This window comes from Acidovorax sp. GW101-11A03 (genome assembly GCF_059424825.1).
On the sequence record NZ_JBWKZU010000024.1, the window covers coordinates 1 to 20568 of the forward strand.

At 65.7% G+C, this 20568-nt stretch carries 18 protein-coding genes; 6 read left to right on the top strand and 12 right to left on the bottom strand.

The annotated features are described in order from the left end of the window. The 11 genes from AC07Z7_RS11895 to AC07Z7_RS11945 form a co-directional block, all read right to left on the bottom strand. On the bottom strand, nt 1–1297 hold a 1297-nt coding region (locus tag AC07Z7_RS11895; RefSeq protein WP_494766353.1), incomplete at its 3' end, for a phosphoethanolamine transferase. A gap of 35 nt (nt 1298–1332) precedes the next feature. After that, nucleotides 1333–2250: an S-formylglutathione hydrolase gene (gene fghA, locus AC07Z7_RS11900; protein ID WP_494766354.1), complete on the bottom strand. Its 918-nt coding sequence runs from the start codon at nt 2248–2250 to the stop codon at nt 1333–1335. A gap of 202 nt (nt 2251–2452) precedes the next feature. Next, on the bottom strand, nt 2453–3568 hold the full coding sequence (locus AC07Z7_RS11905; RefSeq protein ID WP_494766355.1) for an S-(hydroxymethyl)glutathione dehydrogenase/class III alcohol dehydrogenase: 1116 nt from the start codon (nt 3566–3568) through the stop codon (nt 2453–2455). Between the two features lie 47 nt (nt 3569–3615). Further along, the gene (locus AC07Z7_RS11910) at nt 3616–3882 is read right to left on the bottom strand and encodes a metal/formaldehyde-sensitive transcriptional repressor (protein ID WP_063462852.1); all 267 of its coding nucleotides are present in this window, start codon (nt 3880–3882) and stop codon (nt 3616–3618) included. Between the two features lie 227 nt (nt 3883–4109). Next, the gene (locus tag AC07Z7_RS11915) at nt 4110–5420 is read right to left on the bottom strand and encodes a citrate synthase (RefSeq protein WP_094287176.1); all 1311 of its coding nucleotides are present in this window, start codon (nt 5418–5420) and stop codon (nt 4110–4112) included. A 62-nt stretch (nt 5421–5482) separates the two neighbouring features. Continuing rightward, on the bottom strand, nt 5483–5809 hold the full coding sequence (locus AC07Z7_RS11920) for an FAD assembly factor SdhE (protein WP_094287178.1): 327 nt from the start codon (nt 5807–5809) through the stop codon (nt 5483–5485). Nucleotides 5810–5838: 29 nt separating this feature from the next. Continuing rightward, complete coding sequence (locus AC07Z7_RS11925; protein ID WP_094287180.1) at nt 5839–6543, bottom strand: succinate dehydrogenase iron-sulfur subunit; 705 nt, start codon at nt 6541–6543, stop codon at nt 5839–5841. A 25-nt stretch (nt 6544–6568) separates the two neighbouring features. After that, a complete protein-coding gene (sdhA, locus tag AC07Z7_RS11930) occupies nt 6569–8374 on the bottom strand; it encodes a succinate dehydrogenase flavoprotein subunit (RefSeq protein ID WP_094287182.1) in 1806 nt (601 codons plus the stop codon). 29 nt (nt 8375–8403) lie between these two features. Next, a complete protein-coding gene (sdhD, locus tag AC07Z7_RS11935; RefSeq protein WP_094287184.1) occupies nt 8404–8769 on the bottom strand; it encodes a succinate dehydrogenase, hydrophobic membrane anchor protein in 366 nt (121 codons plus the stop codon). A gap of 65 nt (nt 8770–8834) precedes the next feature. Next, a complete protein-coding gene (sdhC, locus tag AC07Z7_RS11940) occupies nt 8835–9269 on the bottom strand; it encodes a succinate dehydrogenase, cytochrome b556 subunit (protein ID WP_094287186.1) in 435 nt (144 codons plus the stop codon). A gap of 134 nt (nt 9270–9403) precedes the next feature. Further along, entirely contained in the window at nt 9404–10192 is a 789-nt protein-coding gene (locus AC07Z7_RS11945) for a GntR family transcriptional regulator (RefSeq protein WP_094288033.1), read from the bottom strand. 226 nt (nt 10193–10418) lie between these two features. Between AC07Z7_RS11945 and AC07Z7_RS11950 the strand changes: the two genes are divergently transcribed. From AC07Z7_RS11950 to sbmA, 6 genes are all read left to right on the top strand, one after another. Beyond that, nucleotides 10419–11405, top strand: a complete 987-nt coding sequence (locus AC07Z7_RS11950; RefSeq protein WP_252658449.1) for a malate dehydrogenase — start codon at nt 10419–10421, stop codon at nt 11403–11405. A gap of 33 nt (nt 11406–11438) precedes the next feature. Further along, the gene (locus tag AC07Z7_RS11955) at nt 11439–12515 is read left to right on the top strand and encodes an HpcH/HpaI aldolase/citrate lyase family protein (protein ID WP_494766356.1); all 1077 of its coding nucleotides are present in this window, start codon (nt 11439–11441) and stop codon (nt 12513–12515) included. A gap of 35 nt (nt 12516–12550) precedes the next feature. Beyond that, nucleotides 12551–13207 (top strand): hypothetical protein, encoded by a 657-nt coding sequence (locus AC07Z7_RS11960; protein WP_094287192.1) that lies wholly within the window; start codon nt 12551–12553, stop codon nt 13205–13207. A gap of 129 nt (nt 13208–13336) precedes the next feature. Next, the gene (gene acnB, locus AC07Z7_RS11965; RefSeq protein ID WP_252658448.1) at nt 13337–15937 is read left to right on the top strand and encodes a bifunctional aconitate hydratase 2/2-methylisocitrate dehydratase; all 2601 of its coding nucleotides are present in this window, start codon (nt 13337–13339) and stop codon (nt 15935–15937) included. 195 nt (nt 15938–16132) lie between these two features. After that, entirely contained in the window at nt 16133–18685 is a 2553-nt protein-coding gene (locus AC07Z7_RS11970) for an ankyrin repeat domain-containing protein (RefSeq protein WP_494766357.1), read from the top strand. Nucleotides 18686–18994: 309 nt separating this feature from the next. Beyond that, entirely contained in the window at nt 18995–19984 is a 990-nt protein-coding gene (gene sbmA / locus AC07Z7_RS11975; protein WP_494766358.1) for a peptide antibiotic transporter SbmA, read from the top strand. 13 nt (nt 19985–19997) lie between these two features. On the opposite strand, the gene AC07Z7_RS11980 is transcribed toward sbmA, so the two are convergent. Then, a complete protein-coding gene (locus AC07Z7_RS11980) occupies nt 19998–20558 on the bottom strand; it encodes a response regulator transcription factor (protein WP_494766359.1) in 561 nt (186 codons plus the stop codon). Between the last annotated feature and the right edge of the window lie 10 nt (nt 20559–20568).

The window sequence follows — 20568 nt, forward strand, 5'->3', positions numbered from 1 at the left end:
ATTCGGGCAGGAACCGCTTGTGCTCGGGGGCCGAGCGTTTGGAATACGCCGGGCCGTGGCTGCCCATCTGGTGCAGCACGACCACGGTGCCGCGCTGGCGCTGCTCGGCGGGCAGGGCGTCGATGCGTGCGTCCAGGTCTTTCAGCATCACGCGGTCCAGGCATTCGCCCGGGGTGGGGCACAGGGCGGGGTCGCTCCAGCTGGCGGTGCTGGTCTGGCCCGCGCGGTCGCACACGCCTTTGCAGCCGGATTGGTTGTCTACCCACAGCACGGCCAAGCCTGCGTGCTGCAGCACGTCGATCAGGCTTTCGAAATTGGCGGCGCGTGCTTCGTAGCCCGTGCGGCCCAGGTGCGAGAACATGCAGGGCACCGATGCGGCGGTGCTGGTACCGCAGGACCAGGCGTTGCCTGCACTCGCCAGGTCGGTGCGGGCCGAGAGCAGCGGCGTGGTGTTGCGTGCATAGCCGTTGATGCCGAAGTTGCCGCTGCGGCCGGTTTCGCCCAGCACCAGCACCAACAGAGGCGGCTGGGCCTGGCCCGCGTAGCTGGCGCCCAGCTGGGCGTCGCGCCCCACGGGCAGCAGGGTGCGGGTGTTGATGCGCAGGGGCTGGGTGGCGATGTGGCCCAGGGCGTACACGCTGTTGAGCGGGTTGATGAGGTAACGCAGGCGCGTGTGGTTGCGCATGGTGGAGGCAAAGTCCTGGAACACCGCCAGCACACACACCACGATGAGCGCCACCGCGCCCACCAGCAGCAGGCCGTTGTGGGCGGCGTGGCGCCAGGCGCCCAGGCGGCGCACGGGGCGGCGATACAGCCACACCAGCGGCGGCGCGGCCAGGGCCAGCACGGTGGCGGCCATGCGCCAGCTCAGCAGGTCGGTGGCTTCGTGGGCGTCGGTCTGCAGCACGTTGGTGAGCATGCTGGCGTCGATGGCAATGCCGTAGGCGAGCATGAAGTAGGCGCCGAAGGCGGCCATCACCACCATCAGCGCTGCGGCGGGCTTGAGCGTCCAGCGCCAGGCCAGCAGGCTCAGCAGCGCGGCATTGCCTGCGGCCACGATCACGGCAAACGCCATGGCAAACCCCCAGCCGCGCAGGCTGCCGTGGCCGGGCAGTTGGGCCACCTCGCGCCACAACGGCACGTTGCAGGCCGTGGCCAGCCATGTGCTGATGAGCACCACCACCCACACGGGGTGCAAGTGCGCGGGTGGCGCAGGTCGGCGGGCGGTGGACGGGGCTTGCGGCGCTGCGCCTGCAGCCGGGTGGGGGTGCAGCAGGCGCTGCAGGATCAGAGGCATGGGGCGCACTGTGGCGCCCCAGACTTAAGGGCGCATTAACGTGTGGAAGCCCCTGCGGAGGGGGGCGCCATGAGCTGCCGCGCGTGGTGCTGCAGATGGTCGGCCATGAAGCTCTGCACAAAGTAGTAGCCGTGGTCGTAGCCCGCATGGCGGCGCAGCTTAAGCGGCTGGCCGATGGCGGCGCAGGCGGCTTCAAGCAGGTGGGGGTGCAGCTGGTCGGGCAGGAACTTGTCGGCCAGGCCCTGGTCGATGAGGATGCCCGCCGGGTAGGGGGCGACGGGCTGGTGCTGCATGAGCACGGTTGCGTCGTGTTCGATCCAGGTGCTGCGGTCCGGGCCCAGGTAGCCGGTGAAGGCCTTGTCGCCCCAGGGGCACTGGGTGGGGGCACAGATGGGCGCAAAGGCCGACAGCGACTGGAACCGGCCCGGGTGGCGCAGCGCCAGCGTGAGCGCTCCATGCCCGCCCATCGAGTGGCCGGTGATGCCCAGGCGGCTGCCGTCGATGGGCAACTGGGCGGCCACCTGGGGCAGCAGCTCGTCCAGCAGATAGCTTTCCATGCGCCAGTGGGTGCGCCAGGGCGCCTGGGTGGCGTCCAGGTAGAAGCCTGCGCCCACGCCAAAGTCCCAGCTGTCGGCCTCTCCCGGCACATTGGCGCCGCGCGGGCTGGTGTCGGGCGCGATCAGGGCCAGGCCCAGCTCGGCGGCCAGGCGCTGGGCTCCGGCTTTGACCATAAAGGTCTCTTCGGTGCAGGTGAGGCCCGCCAGGTACACCACGGCGGGCACGGGGCCCTGCTGCGCCTGGGGCGGCAGGTAGACCGCAAACTTCATCGGCAGGCCGATGGTGGTGGAGGCGTGCTGGTAGAAGCGCTGTTCGCCGCCGAAGCAGGCGTGGCTGCTGAGTAGTTCCAAAGAGGTGGTGGAAGGGCTCGTCATGATGTCCGGTGTCTTTGTCATGGGGCAGCGCGTTGCACTGCCATCTTGGAACTGAGCGCTGGCCTTCGAAACTGGCACGCACGAAGCCAGCGTCCCCGTGCAAGGGCCGCCAAGCCGCTCTGACGGCGCTTCACTTGCGTGCACCGGGGGCGTCCCCCTCCCGCCTTGCGCAGCAAGGCGAGAGAGGGGGAAGGCGCGAAGCGACTCAGGGGGGGGCTTCATTTCAAGTTGCGTATTTGACGACTGAGCGGATGGATTTGCCTTCGTGCATCAGGTCAAACGCCTCGTTGATGTCCTTCAGGCCCATGGTGTGGGTCACGAAGGGTTCGAGCTGGATCTTGCCGGCCATCGCGTCTTCGACCATGCCGGGCAGCTCGCTGCGGCCCTTGACGCCGCCGAACGCCGTGCCCATCCATTTGCGGCCGGTGACGAGCTGGAAGGGGCGGGTGCTGATCTCTTGCCCGGCTCCGGCCACGCCGATGATCACGCTCTGGCCCCAGCCCCGGTGCGCGCACTCGAGTGCGGCGCGCATCACGTTGACGTTGCCGATGCACTCAAAGCTGTGGTCCACGCCCCAGGTGGTCATCTCCACAATGACCTGCTGGATCGGTTTGTCGAAATCCTTGGGGTTGATGCAGTCGGTAGCGCCAAAGGTGCGGGCCAGGTCGAATTTGCTGGGGTTGGTGTCGATGGCGATGATGCGCCCCGCCTTGGCTATTTTTGCCCCCTGGATCACGGCCAGGCCAATGCCACCCAGGCCAAACACGGCCACGGTGTCGCCCTCCTGCACCTTGGCGGTGTTCTTGACGGCGCCCAGGCCTGTGGTCACGCCGCAGCCCAGCAGGCAGACCTGCTCGGGGTTGGCTTGGGGGTTGACCTTGGCGAGCGAGACCTCGGCCACTACGGTGTATTCGCTGAAGGTGCTGCAGCCCATGTAGTGGTAGATGGGCTGGCCGTTATAGCTGAAGCGCGTGGTGCCGTCGGGCATCACGCCCTTGCCCTGCGTGGCGCGCACGCTCACGCACAGGTTGGTCTTGCCGCTCTTGCAGAACAGGCATTCGCCGCATTCAGCGGTGTAAAGCGGGATCACATGGTCGCCGGGCTTCACGCTGGTCACGCCTTCGCCCACTTCCACCACGATGCCCGCGCCTTCATGGCCCAGCACGACGGGAAACAGGCCCTCGGGGTCGTCACCGCTCAGGGTGAAGGCGTCGGTGTGGCACACGCCGGTGTCGGTGATGCGGATGAGCACTTCGCCCTTTTTGGGCGGGGCTACGTCGATCTCGACGATCTGCAGGGGTTCTCCGGCTTTGAAGGCGACGGCGGCGCGGGATTTCATGGGGTGGTCCTTTTGGTCAATCGGGTGAATGGGAGTGGGCGGTCTGTCTATTTGAGGTACGAGCGCAGCAGGGCCAGGGTTTCGTCGATCGCTGCCTGGGATGGCGCGGGTTTCTCGGCCAGCGTCTCGCGCACATGGCTGTCGAGCAGGTCGGCCATCAGCCCGTGCACGGCGCCGCGCATGGCGGCCAGCTGCTGCAGGATGGGAGCGCAGTCGCTGCCTGCCTCCACGGCGCGCTCCAGTGCCTCGGCCTGGCCCTTGATGCGGCGCAGGCGGGTGATGGCGCGTTGCTTGTCTTCGGGGGTGTGGGGCATGGGCTGCGGGTGTGGGGCGGGGGTGCTGTCTGTGTACTGGGTGGCAGTATAAAAGATGGCTCCATGCTGGTCGCGCGGTAGGCCGTTAAAAAACCTTTTAACTAGGGGGGAGTATGTGCATCCAGCAGATGGTTGGCCTGTGTGGGGCGCCCATGAAAAAAGCCCGCAGGCACAAGGCCTGCGGGCTTGGGGAGGGGCGGACGGCGCGCTGGGCGCCGTGCCAGCGGTCAGCGGCTGGCCAGTGGGGGCACGTCGCGGCGCACGGAGCCGGTGAACAGCTGGCGGGGGCGGCCGATCTTGTACTCGGGGTCGCCAATCATTTCGTTCAGCTGGGCGATCCAGCCGACGGTGCGGGCCAGGCTGAAGATGCCGGTGAACAGGTTCACGGGGATGCCGATGGCGCGCTGCACGATACCGGAGTAGAAGTCCACGTTCGGGTAGAGCTTGCGCTGCACGAAGTAGTCGTCTTCCAGGGCGATCTTTTCCAGTTCCTTGGCCAGCTTGAACAACGGGTCGTTTTCCAGGCCCAGCTCGGCCAGCACTTCGTTGCAGGTTTCCTGCATGAGCTTGGCGCGCGGGTCGTAGTTCTTGTACACGCGGTGGCCAAAGCCCATGAGCTTGACGCCGGAGTTCTTGTCCTTGACCTGCTTGATGAAGTCGCCGATCTTTTCCACGCCGCCTTGGGCCTGGATGTCGTACAGCATGTTCAGGGCAGCTTCGTTGGCGCCGCCGTGGGCAGGGCCCCAGAGGCAGGCCACGCCCGCAGCGATGGCAGCGAACGGGTTGGTGCCCGACGAGCCGCACAGGCGCACGGTGGAGGTCGAGGCGTTCTGCTCGTGGTCGGCGTGCAGGATGAAGATGCGGTCGAGTGCGCGTTCCAGCACGGGGTTGACCTTGTACTCTTCGCAGGGCGTGCCGAACATCATGCGCAGGAAGTTGCCTGCGTAGGACAGGTTGTTCTGCGGGTACATGTAGGGCTGGCCCATGCCGTACTTGTAGGCCATGGCGACGAGGGTGGGCATCTTGGCGATCAGGCGGATCGCGGCGATCTCACGGTGCTGCGGATTGTTGATGTCGGTGCTGTCGTGGTAGAAGGCCGACAGGGCGCCCACCAGGCCGGTCAGCACGGCCATGGGGTGCGCGTCGCGGCGGAAGCCACGCAGGAAGAACTGCATCTGCTCGTTGACCATGGTGTGGTTGGTCACGCGGCTGGTGAAGTCGGCTTTTTGTGCCACGTTCGGCAGGTCACCGTACAGCAGCAGGTGGCAGGTTTCCAGGAAGTCGCAGTTTTCAGCCAGCTGCTCAATGGGGTAGCCGCGGTACAGCAGCTCGCCCTTGTCGCCGTCGATGTAGGTGATGGCGGACTGGGTGGCTGCCGTAGACAGGAAGCCGGGGTCATAGGTGAACATGCCCGTCTGCGCGTACAGCTTGCGGATGTCGATGACATCCGGGCCAATGCTGCCCTGGTAGACCGGCAGGTCCACGCTGGGGCTGCCATTGCTGAAGGACAGGGTGGCTTTGTTGTCAGCTAGCTTCATTGTTACTTTCCTTGGGTAGGTTGCCGATAGTGATCCGGTCTTGGGCGTGCTTGTGTGTGGTGTCAGGCCTGCAGGGCCGTGGGGGTGCCACCACTTTGTCTCAGCATGCCGAGCACTTCGCGTGCTTCTTCTGTGTCTTGCTCGCCTGCTGGCTCGCGCCGCTGCAGCAGCAGGTCCAGGAGGTCGTTGTCCGCCAGGTCCATCAGTGCGCGCATGCCCTGTGCGTGGCGCTGGGTCAGCGACGACTCGTAGCGGGTGAAGAACTGTTCGATGAACAGGTCGTTCTCCAGCAGGCCGCGCCGGCAGCGCCAGTGCAGCTTGCTCAGTTCACGCGCGTCCAGCAGCGGCGAAGCCGCCGCTGGCGTGGTGGTGGTGGACGTGGATTCCATGGCCTGGTGCTCAGCAGGAGTGGGCTGGCTCAGACGGCGCGGCGCACCATCAGTTCCTTGATCTTGCCAATGGCCTTCGTGGGGTTCAAGCCCTTGGGGCACACGTCCACGCAGTTCATGATGGTGTGGCAGCGGAACAGGCGGTACGGATCTTCCAGGTTGTCGAGGCGCGCACCGGTGGCGTCGTCGCGGCTGTCGGCGATGAAGCGGTAGGCCTGCAGCAGACCGGCCGGGCCCACGAACTTGTCGGGGTTCCACCAGAAGCTGGGGCAGCTGGTGGAGCAGCTGGCGCACAGGATGCACTCATACAGGCCGTTGAGTTCTTCGCGCTCTTCGGGGCTTTGCAGGCGTTCCTTCTCGGGCAGCAGGCCTTCGTTGATCAGGTAGGGCTTGATCGAGTTGTACTGCTTGAAGAACTGCGTCATGTCCACGATCAGGTCGCGGATCACCGGCAGGCCGGGCAGGGGCTTCAGAACAATCGTGCCCTTGAGGGTGTTCATGTTCGTGAGGCAGGCCAGGCCATTCTTGCCGTTGATGTTCATGGCGTCGGAGCCACACACGCCTTCGCGGCAGGAGCGGCGGAACGACAGCGTGGGGTCTTGTTCCTTGAGCTTGACCAGGGCGTCCAGCAGCATGCGTTCGTGGCCGTCGAGTTCGATCTCGATGGTCTGCATGTAGGGCTTGGCGTCCTTGTCCGGATCGTAGCGGTAGATTTGGAATGTGCGCTTTTGCATGGTTCTGCTCTCGTGGGGCTACTGTTTAGAACGTCCGGACCTTGGGCGGCACGCTGTCCACCGTCAGGGGCTTGAGGTTCACTGGCTTGTAGGTCAGGCTGTTGTCGGCGCTGTGCCAGAGGGTGTGCTTCATCCACTCGGCGTCGTTGCGGCCCAGCGGTGCCGTGGGGTGGTCGGCAGGCTGTTCGTAGTCGTACACCGTGTGGGCGCCACGGCATTCCTTGCGGGCAGCGGCCGACACCATCGTGGCCTGGGCCACTTCGATCAGGTTGTCCACTTCCAGCGCTTCGATGCGCGCGGTGTTGAACACCTTGGACTTGTCCTGCAGCGTGACACCGGCCACGCGGGTGCGCAGCTCGGCAATCTTCTTGACGCCTTCGTCCATGCTGGCCTGGGTGCGAAACACGCCAGCGTGTTGCTGCATGGTGGAGCGAATGTCACCTGCCAGGGCCTGCGAATAGGTGCCGCCGGTAGATTTGTCGAGCTGGTTCAGGCGCTCCAGCGTGCGGTCGGCCGCATCGGCTGGCAGGGGCTTGTGCTCCTTGTTCTTGTTGTTGAACTCGACGATGTGGCGGCCAGCGGCCTTGCCGAACACCAGCAGGTCCAGCAGCGAGTTGGTGCCCAGGCGGTTGGCGCCGTGCACACTCACGCAGGAGCATTCGCCCACCGCGTACAGGCCGTTGACGACCTGATTGCTGGTGCCGTCGTGCGTGACGACCTGGCCGTTGATGTTGGTGGGCACGCCACCCATCTGGTAGTGGATGGTGGGCACCACAGGGATCGGTTCCTTGGTGATGTCCACGTTGGCGAAGTTGACGCCGATCTCATACACCGAGGGCAGGCGCTTGTGGATGGTGTCGGCGCCCAGGTGGTCGAGCTTGAGCAGCACGTAGTCCTTGTTGGGGCCGCAGCCACGGCCTTCCTTGATTTCCTGGTCCATCGAGCGGGACACGAAATCGCGGGGGGCCAGGTCCTTCAGCGTGGGCGCGTAGCGCTCCATGAAGCGTTCGCCGTTGCTGTTGAGCAGGATTGCGCCTTCGCCACGGCAGCCTTCGGTCAGCAGCACGCCCGCGCCGGCCACGCCGGTGGGGTGGAACTGCCAGAACTCCATGTCCTGCAGCGGGATGCCGGCGCGCGCTGCCATGCCCAGGCCGTCACCGGTGTTGATGAAGGCGTTGGTCGAGGCGGCGAAGATGCGGCCTGCACCACCAGTGGCCAGCAGCACGGTCTTGGCTTCCAGGATGTACAGGTCGCCGGTTTCCATTTCGAGGGCGGTCACGCCCACCACGTCGCCGTCGGCGTCGCGGATCAGGTCCAGGGCCATCCATTCGACGAAGAAGTTCGTCTTGGCCTTCACGTTTTGCTGGTACAGCGTGTGCAGCATGGCGTGGCCGGTGCGGTCGGCTGCAGCGCAGGCGCGTTGCACGGGCTTTTCGCCGTAGTTGGCGGTGTGGCCGCCAAAGGGGCGCTGGTAGATGGTGCCGTCGGGGTTGCGGTCGAACGGCATGCCGAAGTGTTCCAGCTCCACCACCACGTTCGGTGCTTCGCGGCACATGAACTCGATGGCGTCCTGGTCGCCCAGCCAGTCAGAGCCCTTGATGGTGTCGTAGAAGTGGTAGTGCCAGTTGTCCTCGCTCATGTTGCCCAGCGATGCGGACACGCCACCCTGGGCTGCCACGGTGTGCGAGCGGGTGGGGAACACCTTGGACAGCGAGGCCACGTTCAGGCCTGCGCGGGAGAGTTCAAGCGCGGCGCGCATGCCGGAGCCGCCGGCCCCGACGATGACGACGTCGAATTTGCGCTTGGTGATGTTAGCGTTGGTGTAGCTCATTGTTGTTTGCCTTCAGTCGCGGGGATCAATCAGAGACGCCACAGAACCTGGATGCCCCAGCCGGCGCAGCCGACCAGCCAGACGATGGTGAACACCTGCAGTGCCAGGCGCAGACCCACGGGCTTGATGTAGTCCATCAGGATTTCGCGCACGCCGACCCAGGCGTGCCAGGCCAGCGAAATGATCACGGTGAAGGTGAGCACCTTCATCCACTGGGCCGAGAAGATGCCGGCCCATTTGTCATAGCCGATGGGGCCCTTGGAGAAGATCACCTGGGCGAGCAGCGCCAGGGTGAAGAGAGCCATCAGGACTGCCGTGACGCGCTGGCTGAGCCAGTCGCGCAGGCCGTAGTGGGCGCCGACGACGACGCGCTTGGAACCGTAATTGACGGACATGGATGTATTCCTCTTGTTGTGTGGGGCACTGGGAGGCAGCGGCCGCTGCCTTGTATGGAGACCGATCAGTACAGGCCGAACAGCTTGGCGCCCAGCACCAGGGCCAGGGCGATGCTCACCGCAAACACGGAGAGGGCCGAGGTCTTGCCGAACTGCTTGTTCACGGCGCTGTGGCTCACATCCATCCACAGGTGGCGCAGGCCTGCGCAGAAGTGGTGCAGGTACGACCAGATCAGCGCCAGGGCCACGAGCTTGATGAACCAGCCGGGGACGAAGCCGATGCCGATGTTGAAGGCCGCCGAGAATTTGGCGAACGAGATTTCGGACGACACCGAGGTGTCAAACATCCAGATGATGAAAGGCAACAGCAGGAACATGATCAGCCCGCTGGCGCGGTGCAGGATCGAGACCCATGCCGCAGGGGTCATGCGGTAGGTGGTGAGGTCCTTGAAGGCATTGATGTTGCGGAATTCAGGCCGTTTTTTGGCAAGCTCGGTCATGTTGAGTGCTTTCGTGGATGTAACTTCTTTGTAATTCGGAGATGCAAAGAACGCAAAATTCTATTGCAACGCAACAATGGGGCGTCTGACACCTTCGGAATTTTCGACGTGTTTGCTCGGGTGCCAGCCTGCTGTCAGCTCAATTCATTACGGTAGTGGTGGGTATCGGTGAGGTAGAGGCCCCGGCGTAACTCCATCGGAACATCGTTGTAGGTGTAGGCAATCCGCTCCACGCTCAAAAGCGGCGTGGCGGGGGTGATCTGCAGCAGTTGGGCCTGCTCTGCGTCGGGCAGCACGGCACGGATTTTTTCTTCAGCACGCACCATGCGCACCCCGAAATCCAGCTCGAACATGGCGTAGGTGGGGCCCTGGTAGTTGGCCAGCTGCTCGGCCGTGAGGCCCTTGAAGGCCTGCCCGGGCAGCCAGATGTCTTCGAGGATGGTGGGCACCCCGGCAAACGACAGGATGCGCTTGGCCTGCATCACGGGGTCGCCGCTGCGCAGCGCCAGGGTGCGCGCCACGTCTGCGCTGGCGCGCACGCGGCGGCAGTCGATCACGCGGCGCTGGGCCGGGCCCTCGACCCGGGCGTCGCCGGTGTCGGGCAGCAGCTTCAGGAAGCGGTATTGCACATGCTGCTCGGCATGGGTGGCCACGAAGGTGCCCTTGCCCTGGCGGCGCATGACCAGGTTCTCTGCCGCCAGCTCGTCGATGGCCTTGCGCACCGTGCCCTGGCTCACCCGAAAGCGTGCGGCCAGCTCCATTTCGCTGGGGATGGCTTCGCCGGGCTTCCACTCGCCCTGTTGCAGGCTCTGCAGGATCAGGCCCTTGATCTGCTGGTACAGCGGGCTGAACGCCGGCGTGGTGGCGCCCGCAGCGCCCGGGGGCGTGGCGGGGTTGTCGGCGGCGAACGGCAGGGATGACATGGCGGGTGGCGCGTGGTTGGTGGTGTGGCGCACCGGTTGCCACATGACAGCCGGACGACAAACGGGTTGCAATCATATCTTATATAAGACATAAGACAAATTGACCGAGGCGTCCAATCGGGGGTAAACTCCAAGGCTGTTTTGCGGGGCACGGGCTGCTGGTAACAGGCGCTGGTGCTTGCGTTGCACACACACCTGTTTTCCTTACTTCCCTGGAGTTCTCATCATGAGCAAGAAGCCTGTTCGCGTAGCCGTCACCGGTGCCGCTGGTCAAATCGGTTACGCCCTGCTGTTCCGTATCGCCTCCGGCGAAATGCTGGGCAAGGACCAGCCGGTCATTCTTCAGCTGCTCGAAATCCCTGACGAAAAGGCCCAGAACGCGCTCAAGGGCGTGATCATGGAACTGGAAGACTGCGCTTTCCCCCTGCTGGCCGGCATCGAAGCCCACAGCGATCCGCTGCAGGCCTTCAAGGACACCGACTACGCCCTGCTGGTGGGTGCCCGTCCCCGCGGCCCCGGCATGGAACGCGCCGATCTGCTGGCTGCCAACGCCCAGATCTTCACGGCCCAGGGCAAGGCCCTGAACGCTGTGGCTTCGCGCAATGTGAAGGTGCTGGTGGTCGGCAACCCCGCCAACACCAACGCCTACATCGCCATGAAGTCGGCGCCTGACCTGCCAGCCAAGAACTTCACCGCCATGCTGCGCCTGGACCACAACCGCGCTGCCTCGCAACTGGCCGCCAAGACCGGCACCAAGGTCGGCGACATCAAGAAGCTGACCGTGTGGGGTAACCACTCGCCCACCATGTACGCCGACTACCGCTTCGCCACCACGAACGGCCAGTCCATCAAGGCCCTGATCAACGACCAGGTCTGGAACGCTGAAACCTTCCTGCCCACCGTGGGCAAGCGTGGTGCTGCCATCATCGCCGCACGTGGCCTGTCGTCGGCCGCTTCGGCCGCCAACGCCGCCATCGACCACATGCGTGACTGGGCCCTGGGCTCCAACGGCGAATGGGTCACGATGGGCGTGCCCTCGAATGGCGAGTACGGCATTCCTGCCGGCATCGTGTTCGGCTTCCCCGTCACCACGCAAAACGGCGAGTACAAGATCGTCGAAGGCCTGGAGATCGATGCCTTCTCGCAAGAGTGCATCAACAAAACGCTGGCCGAACTGCAAGGCGAGCAAGACGGCGTCAAGCACCTGCTGTAAACAAGCCTGGTGAACCCCATGCAGCCGACGCCCATGGCATCGGGCCTTCGGGCCGCCCCGGTCCCCGCGCAGGGGCAGGGCGCTGCGCTTTCTTCTGCCCCGCCTTCCGGCAGCGCGCATCCTCGGGATGTGCTGCTGGGGGCGCAGGCGCAGACCGGATTTCTGCCCGTGTGCGACCACTACAGTGGTGTGGAAGCACGCATGCGCAAAAGCCTGCAGCTGCAGGCCGAGATGGCGCAGGAGCTGGGCACCTGCGTCTTTGACGTGACCCTGGATTGTGAAGACGGTGCCCCGGTTGGTTTCGAGGCCGACCATGCGCGGCTGGTCGCCAGCTTGGCGCTGGAAGCCGCGCCCACGGCCCGCGTCGCCGCCCGTGTGCATGCGGTGGACCACCCGGCATTTGCCAATGATGTCGCCATGATCGCAGGCGAGGCAGGCCACAGGCTCTGCCACATCATGGTGCCCAAGGTCGAGTCCGTGGACGACGTGCTGCAGGTAGAGCGTGCGCTGGAGCGCGCCTCGGCACCGGGGCTTCCCATCCACGTGCTGATCGAGTCCCCCGCTGCCGTGCACCGGGCCTTCGAGATTGCCGCCCACCCCCGGGTGCAGAGCCTGAGCTTTGGTCTTATGGACTTTGTGTCGGCCCATGGCGGTGCGATCCCGGCTCAGGGCATGACCTCGGCCGGGCAGTTTGCCCACCCGCTGGTGGTGCGCGCCAAGCTGGAGATTGCCGCCGCCTGCCATGCCCACGGCAAGGTGCCTTCGCATTGTGTGGTGACCGAGTTCTCTGACACCGTGGCCATGCAGGGTGCGGCCCGCCGTGCTGCCCAGGAACTGGGCTACACCCGCATGTGGAGCATCCACCCCGCGCAGATACGTCCCATCCTGCAGGCCTTTGCGCCACAGCAGGACGATATCGAAAATGCTTCAAAAATAATAGCGGCTGCCGCTCAGGCTGATTGGGCTCCGATCAGTTTTGAAGGTGTGCTGCATGACCGTGCCAGTTACCGTTTCTACTGGCAGACCCTTGAGCGCGCCCACCACACCGGGCGCGCGCTTCCCCCGTCTGTGCGCCCCTGGTTTGGCGCATCGGCGGTTGTTCCATCGTGAACCACCTTCCTGAACACCCCTACGCAGGACCCTCCATGAAATCCATCATTGCCTCCGCTCTCCTGTTGCTGGCCCCGGCCATCGCCCTGGCGCAAACCGCGTCGGCCCAGCCAGCCGCCAAGTCCGAAAGCAAGGCCGCAGCAGCCAAGCCCGCCGCAAAAACTGCTCCCAAGACGGCAGCCAAGTCCGAGGCCAAGCCTGCCAAGACTGCGGCCAAGGAACCAGCGGCCAAGAAGGCCGCAGTGGCCAAGGCCGAGCCCACCAGCAGCCGCACCCAGCTGAAAAGCGCCACCAACCAGGTGGCAGCGGGCATCATTGCCGCAGAAGCGGCCCTCTCGCCCGCCGAGCTGGCCATCGCCGAACGCGTGCACACGGGCCGCATGCCCTGCGAGCTGGGCGCTTTTGTCACGGTGACGGCCGACCCCGCCACGCCCGGCCACTTCCATGTGGAAGGCAAGGGCTTCAAGTACTTCATGTCCCCCGTGGCCACGACCACCGGCACGGTGCGCCTGGAAGACCAGAAGGGCGGTGCCGTCTGGCTGCAGATCGCCAACAAGTCCATGCTGATGAATCAGAAGCTCGGCCAGCGCCTGGCCGACGAGTGCATGAGCGCCGAGCAGGTGGTGGTGGCCGAAGCCATCAAGAAGAACCCCCCTGTGAGCGTTCTGGAACCCCTGCCTGCGGCCAAGTAGTCCGCTTGGTTTTTTGCGCCAACGCCCCCGAGAAACCCACGAACCCCTTGTGTGTGCTGGCGTGAGGGTCTTTGATGCCCTTGCAGCCCGGCACACCGCCCCACTTTAGAACGCAACCGGAGAAAAATGATGTTGAAAGCCTACCGTGACCATGTGGCCGAGCGTGCCGCCCTGGGCATCCCGCCGCTGCCGCTGGATGCCAAGCAAGTGGCCGAACTGATCGAACTGATCAAGAACCCACCCGCGGGTGAAGACGCCTTCCTGCTGGACCTGCTCACGCACCGCGTGCCTCCGGGTGTGGACGACGCCGCCAAGGTCAAGGCCAGCTTCCTGGCTGCCGTGGCGCATGGCGATGTGAAGGTGGGCCTGATCTCCAAGTCCAAGGCCACCGAATTGCTGGGCACCATGGTGGGCGGCTACAACGTTCACCCTCTGATCGAGCTGCTGGACGATGCCGAAGTGGCGGGTGTGGCCGCCGATGCGCTCAAGAAGACTCTGCTGATGTTTGACTTCTTCAACGACGTCGCCACCAAGGCCAAGGCGGGCAACGCCAAGGCCCAGGAAGTGATGAAGAGCTGGGCCGACGCCGAGTGGTTCACCTCGCGCCCCGAAGTCGAGAAGAAGATCACCGTCACCGTCTTCAAGGTGCCTGGCGAGACCAATACCGACGACCTGTCGCCCGCACCCGATGCCTGGAGCCGCCCTGACATCCCGCTGCACTACCTGGCCATGCTCAAGAACACCCGTCCCGACGCGGCGTTCAAGCCCGAGGAAGACGGCAAGCGAGGCCCCATGCAGTTCATCGACGACCTGAAGAAGAAGGGCCACCTGGTCGCCTACGTGGGCGACGTGGTGGGCACCGGTTCGTCGCGCAAGTCGGCCACCAACTCCATCGTCTGGGCCACCGGCCAGGACATTCCCTTTGTGCCGAACAAGCGCTTTGGTGGCGTCACGCTGGGCGGCAAGATCGCGCCCATCTTCTTCAACACGCAGGAAGACTCCGGTTCGCTGCCGATCGAAGTGGACGTGTCCAAGCTGGAAATGGGTGACGTGATCGACGTGATGCCCTACGACGGCAAGATCGTCAAGAACGGCGAGACCGTGGCCGAGTTCCAGCTCAAGAGCGACGTGCTGTTCGACGAAGTGCGCGCCGGCGGCCGCATCAACCTCATCATCGGCCGCTCGCTGACCGGCAAGGCCCGTGAGTTCCTGGGCCTGCCTGCATCCACCGTGTTCCGCCTGCCTACTGCTCCCGCAGCCAGCAATGCGGGCTTCACCCTGGCGCAGAAGATGGTCGGCCGCGCTGTAGGCCTGCCTGAAGGCCAGGGCGTGCGCCCCGGTACCTACTGCGAACCCAAGATGACCACCGTGGGCTCGCAAGACACCACCGGCCCCATGACCCGCGACGAGCTGAAGGACCTGGCCTGCCTGGGCTTCTCCGCCGACCTCGTGATGCAATCGTTCTGCCACACGGCTGCCTACCCCAAGCCCGTGGACGTGAAGACGCACCGCGAACTGCCTGCGTTCATCTCCAACCGTGGTGGTGTGGCCCTGCGTCCTGGCGATGGCGTGATCCACAGCTGGCTGAACCGCCTGCTGCTGCCCGACACCGTGGGAACCGGCGGCGATTCGCACACGCGTTTCCCCATCGGCATTTCCTTCCCCGCAGGCTCCGGCCTCGTGGCCTTCGGCGCCGCCACGGGCGTGATGCCCCTGGACATGCCTGAGTCCATCCTGGTGCGCTTCAAGGGTGAAATGCAGCCCGGCGTGACCCTGCGCGACCTGGTGCACGCGATTCCGCTGTACGCCATCAAGCAGGGCCTGCTGACAGTGGCCAAGGCTGGCAAGATCAACGCCTTCTCCGGCCGCATCCTGGAAATCGAAGGCCTGCCAGACCTGAAGGTCGAGCAGGCGTTCGAGCTGTCCGATGCGTCGGCCGAGCGCTCGGCCGCTGGCTGCACGATCAAGCTCAACCCCGAGCCGATCAAGGAGTACCTGACCTCGAACATCGTTCTGATGAAGAACATGATCGCCGATGGCTATGCCGACGCCAAGACGCTGCAGCGCCGCATCGAGAAGGTCGAAGCCTGGCTGGCCAAGCCCGATCTGCTCGAAGCCGACAAGAACGCTGAATACGCCGCCGTGATCGAGATCGACCTGGCCGACATCAAGGAACCCATCGTCTGCTGCCCCAACGACCCGGACGACGCCAAGTTCCTGTCCGAAGTGGCTGGCACCAAGATCGATGAAGCCTTCATCGGCTCGTGCATGACCAACATCGGCCACTTCCGCGCAGCCGCCAAGCTGCTGGGTGGCCAGCGCGACATCCCCGTCAAGCTGTGGGTGGCACCCCCCACCAAGATGGACGAGAGCGAACTGATCAAGGAAGGCCACTACGCAGCTTTCGGCACGGCCGGTGCACGCACCGAAATGCCCGGCTGCTCGCTGTGCATGGGCAACCAGGCACAGGTGCGCGAAGGCGCGACGGTGATCTCCACCTCCACCCGCAACTTCCCCAACCGCCTGGGCAAGAACACCAACGTGTTCCTGGGCTCGGCCGAACTGGCCGCCATCGCCTCGCGCCTGGGCTACCTGCCTTCGCGGGAGGAGTACCTCAAGGAAATGGGCGTGATCGATGCCGACAAGGCGAGCGTGTACCGCTACATGAACTTCGACCAGATCGAAGAGTACGCAGAAGCCGCCAAGGGGACGGCGGTCGCGTCCTGCTGACGCACTGCGGATGCCCGGACGGCGGTGCAGACCGCCTCCAGCCTCAAAAAACGGCCCTTCGGGGCCGTTTTTTTTTGCTTCTTGGGTCGTGTTCGTCTCTTGGCCCTGAAGGCAAAAATGTGACAGTCACGGTTTTGTCATGAAACCGTTCCTATGCTGCGGCCACAACAACAATAAAAAGAAAGAGAGGCTGGCATGGCATCCATGGTGGGTCGGGCGGGGGCGCTGCTTTTCAGTGCCGTGTTTGCGATCGGCTTTGGCCTCGGGGGTTACTGGGCGGGCTTGCGACCGCTGGCGCAGACCCTGCAGGCGGCGTGGCAGGTGCGCAGCTGGGTGGCCGTGCCAGCGCAGGTGCTCCAGGCGGACCTGCGGCAGCGGCGGGGCAGTGAAGGGGGCATCACCTACGAGCTGCAGGCACGCTACCGCTATGAATTCGACGGTGCCCGCTACGAGGGCACGCAGGTGGGGCTCGACGCGCAAGGCGGAGCCGACAACCTGGGCGACTGGCAGCAGCAATGGCACCGGCGGCTGCAGGAGGCTCAATCGCGCAAGCAGGCCATCACGGTCTGGGTGAGCCCGGCCCAGCCGTCCCGCGCCCTGATCGACCCGCACATCCGCTGGCCGCTGTTGATGGTGCGGCTGCCGTTTGCATTTGTTTTCACCGGGGTGGGGTTGGTGGCAGCCTGGGCCTTTGTGTGGGTGCTGCTCGGGCGTGGTGGGGTGGCTGCGGCCCAGCAGCCGCCGGAGAGTGGCACCGCGCAGGGGCCGAGCCTGGATACCGGTGCGCGCAGCTCCTTGCAGGGCACGGCCGCCACCGCCTGGTTTTTTGCCTTGTTCTGGGGGGGCATCGCGTTCCCCATGGCGGGGGCTCTCTGGTCCGACCGGGGCGCGTCGGGGTGGGCCAAGGCCTTCATGGGGGTGTTTGTGGGGGTGGGGCTGATGCTGCTGTGCCTGGCCGCAGCCCAGACGCGCAAGGTGTGGCGCTACCGGGGCTCGGCGTTCACGGCGCTGCCGCACCGGCCCCTCGCGGGGCGGGCGGTGGCCGTCACCCTGCGGTTGCCCGGCCGGGCGGCGAGGCAAGACGGTGCGCAAGCCCTGCGCCTGCGTCTGGCGCAGTACCGGGTGGACGAGTCCAGCTCGGGATCGCCCGAGCGGCTGGTGGAAGTGGTGGCGGCCAGCACCTCCCTGCAACCCACCCCTGAAGGGGGCCTGCGCCTGTCGGCCCGTTTTGAACTGCCGGAGGACGCGCCCACCCACGGCGCGCAGCGGTCGGGTGAGCGTGTGTACTGGCGGGTGGAGCTGCAGCGGCCCGACGGCACCCTGGAGCTTTCGTACGACCTGCAGGTGCAGGCCGATGCATCAGCCCTGGCAGTATCTGCCCCCGATCGGTTTGATCGCCGCACGGCTTGGGGGCAGGAATTGCCTGTGGTGCCGCCGGACAGGGCCCCCGCCGGAGGTGACCACGGCACCGCGCTGTGGCCGCAGGGTGTGCGGGTGCACGAGACGCCCGATGCCTGGCAACTGCACTTTGCGCAGACAGGATGGCGCTGGGCCGCCGGGGTCGCACTGGTTTTGCTGGGGCTGGAATGGGTCCTGCAGGGCCGTGTGGGCATGCAGGGCCTGGTGTTGCCACGCTCCCCCGGGGGGCTGGGCGTGATGGTGGTGCTGGTGGCGTTTGCGCTGCATGCCGCCACCCGCCGCTGGACGCTGTGGGTGCAGTACGATGGTGTGCGTGTGCAGCGCTGTTCCTGGCTGTGGTCCTCGGTGCAGTCCGTTCCGGGAGAGGCCAGCCAGGCGCTGCTGCACAAGTTGCTGTATTCGACAGGCAGCGGGAGCAGCGAGCAGCGCTACCACGCGGTGTATGCGCGGCATGCCGGTGGGGGGCGGGTGCGGCTCACGCCGGGGCTTCGTGGCGCCGATGCTGCCGACATGGTAGGGCGCGCCATCGCGCAGGCTTGGCAGGACCGGCGCGGCCGCTTTGCGCCCGGGGTGCTGCGGCACACCGCCAGCGACCACGCACGCCCCGCCTGGGGCTGGCTCGTGGTGGCGGCCCTGCTGGCGGCGGCGCTGTGGGCGCCACAGGGTGCGCTGGAGGTGGGTGGCCCCCGCAGGGGCGCAGCGCCAGCGCGGGTCTGGGCCCCAGCGGATGCACAGCTGCTGGATGCGCAGAACGCGGGCGATGCCACCGCGCTGGAGCAGGCCCTGCGCGCTGGCGCCAACCCCAACCTGCTGGCCGACAACGGCTCGTCGGTGCTCATGCTCGCCGCGCACCGGGGGCAGATGGCGCACGTGGAGCTGCTTTTGCAGGCGGGCGCCACGCCAGACCTGCGCCAGACCCAGAAAGACAGCGAGCGCGGCGACACGGCCCTGCTGCGGGCCTTCTATGGCGGCCACCTGGCCGTGGCACAGCGGCTGGTGCAGGCCGGGGCCAGTCTGCAGGTGCGCAACCGCTGGGACTGGGGGCCCGTGCACATGGCGGCGCAAAGCGGCTGTGTGCCGTGCCTGCAATGGCTGGTCGAACAGGGGCAGGCCCTGGACGACCCTGCGCCCGCAAGCCGGGGCGAAACCCCGGCCATGCTGGCGGCGGCCAAGGGCCGGGTGGAGGTGCTGCAGTGGATGCAGGTGCGTGGCCTGGACTTTGCCCGGCGGGACCAGCATGGCAAGAACGCGCAGGACTGGGCACAGTGGCGTGGGCAGGCTGAAGCCGAGCGCTGGCTGGCGCGGCGGCACCTGGGGCCCCAGCCGTAGCAGGCCGGGGCGCCCCGCACGAATGAAGCCCCCCTCTGCACGAGCCTGGTTGCCCTGCGATGGCTGGGGGAAGACCCGGGGGCATTGGCACCTCCTGGGTACCATTTGCTATTATTTTTGAAGTAATGCTTGAGGACCAACGCGCGGTAGCGGCCATTTTGCTCTATTTTTTCTTTGGTGTGCCGTGCAGAACCAGGCCGCCACGCGTGTGCTCTTCGCTCCACCTGGCGGTGAGCGGCTGCGGAACGTTCAGACTCGGCGGCTGTCAGAGCCGGGCGATCCCTTTCACCACAACAACACCCTTCCGCGATGTTCAAGTCCTTCTTTTTTGCCCGCCGCTGGTGGGCCTGGTCTGTTCTGGGTTCTGCCGTGATCCTGCTGGCCACGGCCTACCGCGTGCAGCTGGATGTGCAGATCAACGAGTGGTTTGGCAGCTTCTACGACCTGATCCAGGAGGCGCTGGGCAAGCCCGGCAGCATCACGGCCGAGCAGTTCTGGGGCCAGCTCTCCACCTTTGCACGCATCGCCATGATTTACGTGACGACGGCGGTGCTGGTGGACTTCTTCAGCAAGCACTACATCTTCCGCTGGCGGCAGGCGATGAACGAGCACTACATGGCTGCCTGGCCCCGGCTGCGCCACATCGAGGGTGCGGCCCAGCGTGTGCAGGAAGACACCATGCGCTTTGCCCGCACCATGGAAGACCTGGGCCTGAGCTTCATGCGCAGCCTCATGACGCTGGCGGCCTTTTTGCCCGTGTTGTGGACGCTGTCAGACAAGGTCACGGCCTTGCCGCTGATCGGTGCCGTGCCCCACGCGCTGGTGTGGGTGGCGCTGGCCTGGTCGCTGGGTGGCACGCTGCTGCTGGCCTGTGTGGGGGTGAAGCTCCCGGGGTTGGAGTTTCACAACCAGCGCGTGGAGGCGGCCTATCGCAAGGAACTGGTGCTGGGCGAGGACGACCCTGCGCGCGCCGCGCCGCCCACGGCGGCTGAACTGTTTGCGGCCGTGCGGCGCAACTACTTCCGGCTGTTCTTCCACTACCTGTATTTCGACGTGGTGAAGTGGTCGTACCTGCAGGTGAGCGTGCTGGTGCCGCTGATCGCACTCGGCCCCACGCTGATCGCAGGTGCCATCACGCTGGGGGTGATGCAGCAGATTGCGCGGGCGTTCGACAAGGTGCTGGAGTCGTTCCAGTTCCTGGTGCTCAACTGGAGCACGGTGGTGGAGCAGATATCGATCTACAAGCGCCTGCGGGCGTTTGAGCGGCAGATGCAGGAGGCCGCACCGGCCTCTGCCTAGGGCCGGTGGCGCGCTACCGCACCTGCTTCTTTTCGAGCTTGCGGGTGAGCGTGCGCCGGTGCATGCCCAGGCGCCGGGCTGCTTCGGACAGGTTGAAGCCCGTCTCGGCCAGCACCTCGTTGATGCGTTCCCACTCCAGCGTCTTGATGGAGCTGGAGCGGTTCGTCAGCTCCACCTCGGTGTTGCCTTCCTTGAGCCCGAAGGCCGCCTCAATGTCGTCGGTGTTGGAGGGCTTGGCCAGGTAGTGGCAGGCGCCCAGCTTCACGGCCTCGACCGCCGTGGCGATGCTGGCAAACCCCGTGAGCACCACGATGAGCATGTCGGCATCGGCCGCGTGCAGCCGCTGCACGCAGGCCAGGCCCGAGGCATCGCCCTTGAGTTTCAGGTCCACCACCGCATAGCCCGGCGTGTGGTCGGCCAGCAGGGCTTCCACCTCGGGCAGGCTGGTGGCCTGCAGCACGCGGTAGCCGCGCCGCTCAAACGAGCGGGTGAGCGTGCGCGCAAAGGCCTCGTCGTCTTCCACGATCAGCAGCAGGCGCCCATCGTCATCGTGTGCGTTGTCTTCGGTGTGCATGGCGGGTTGG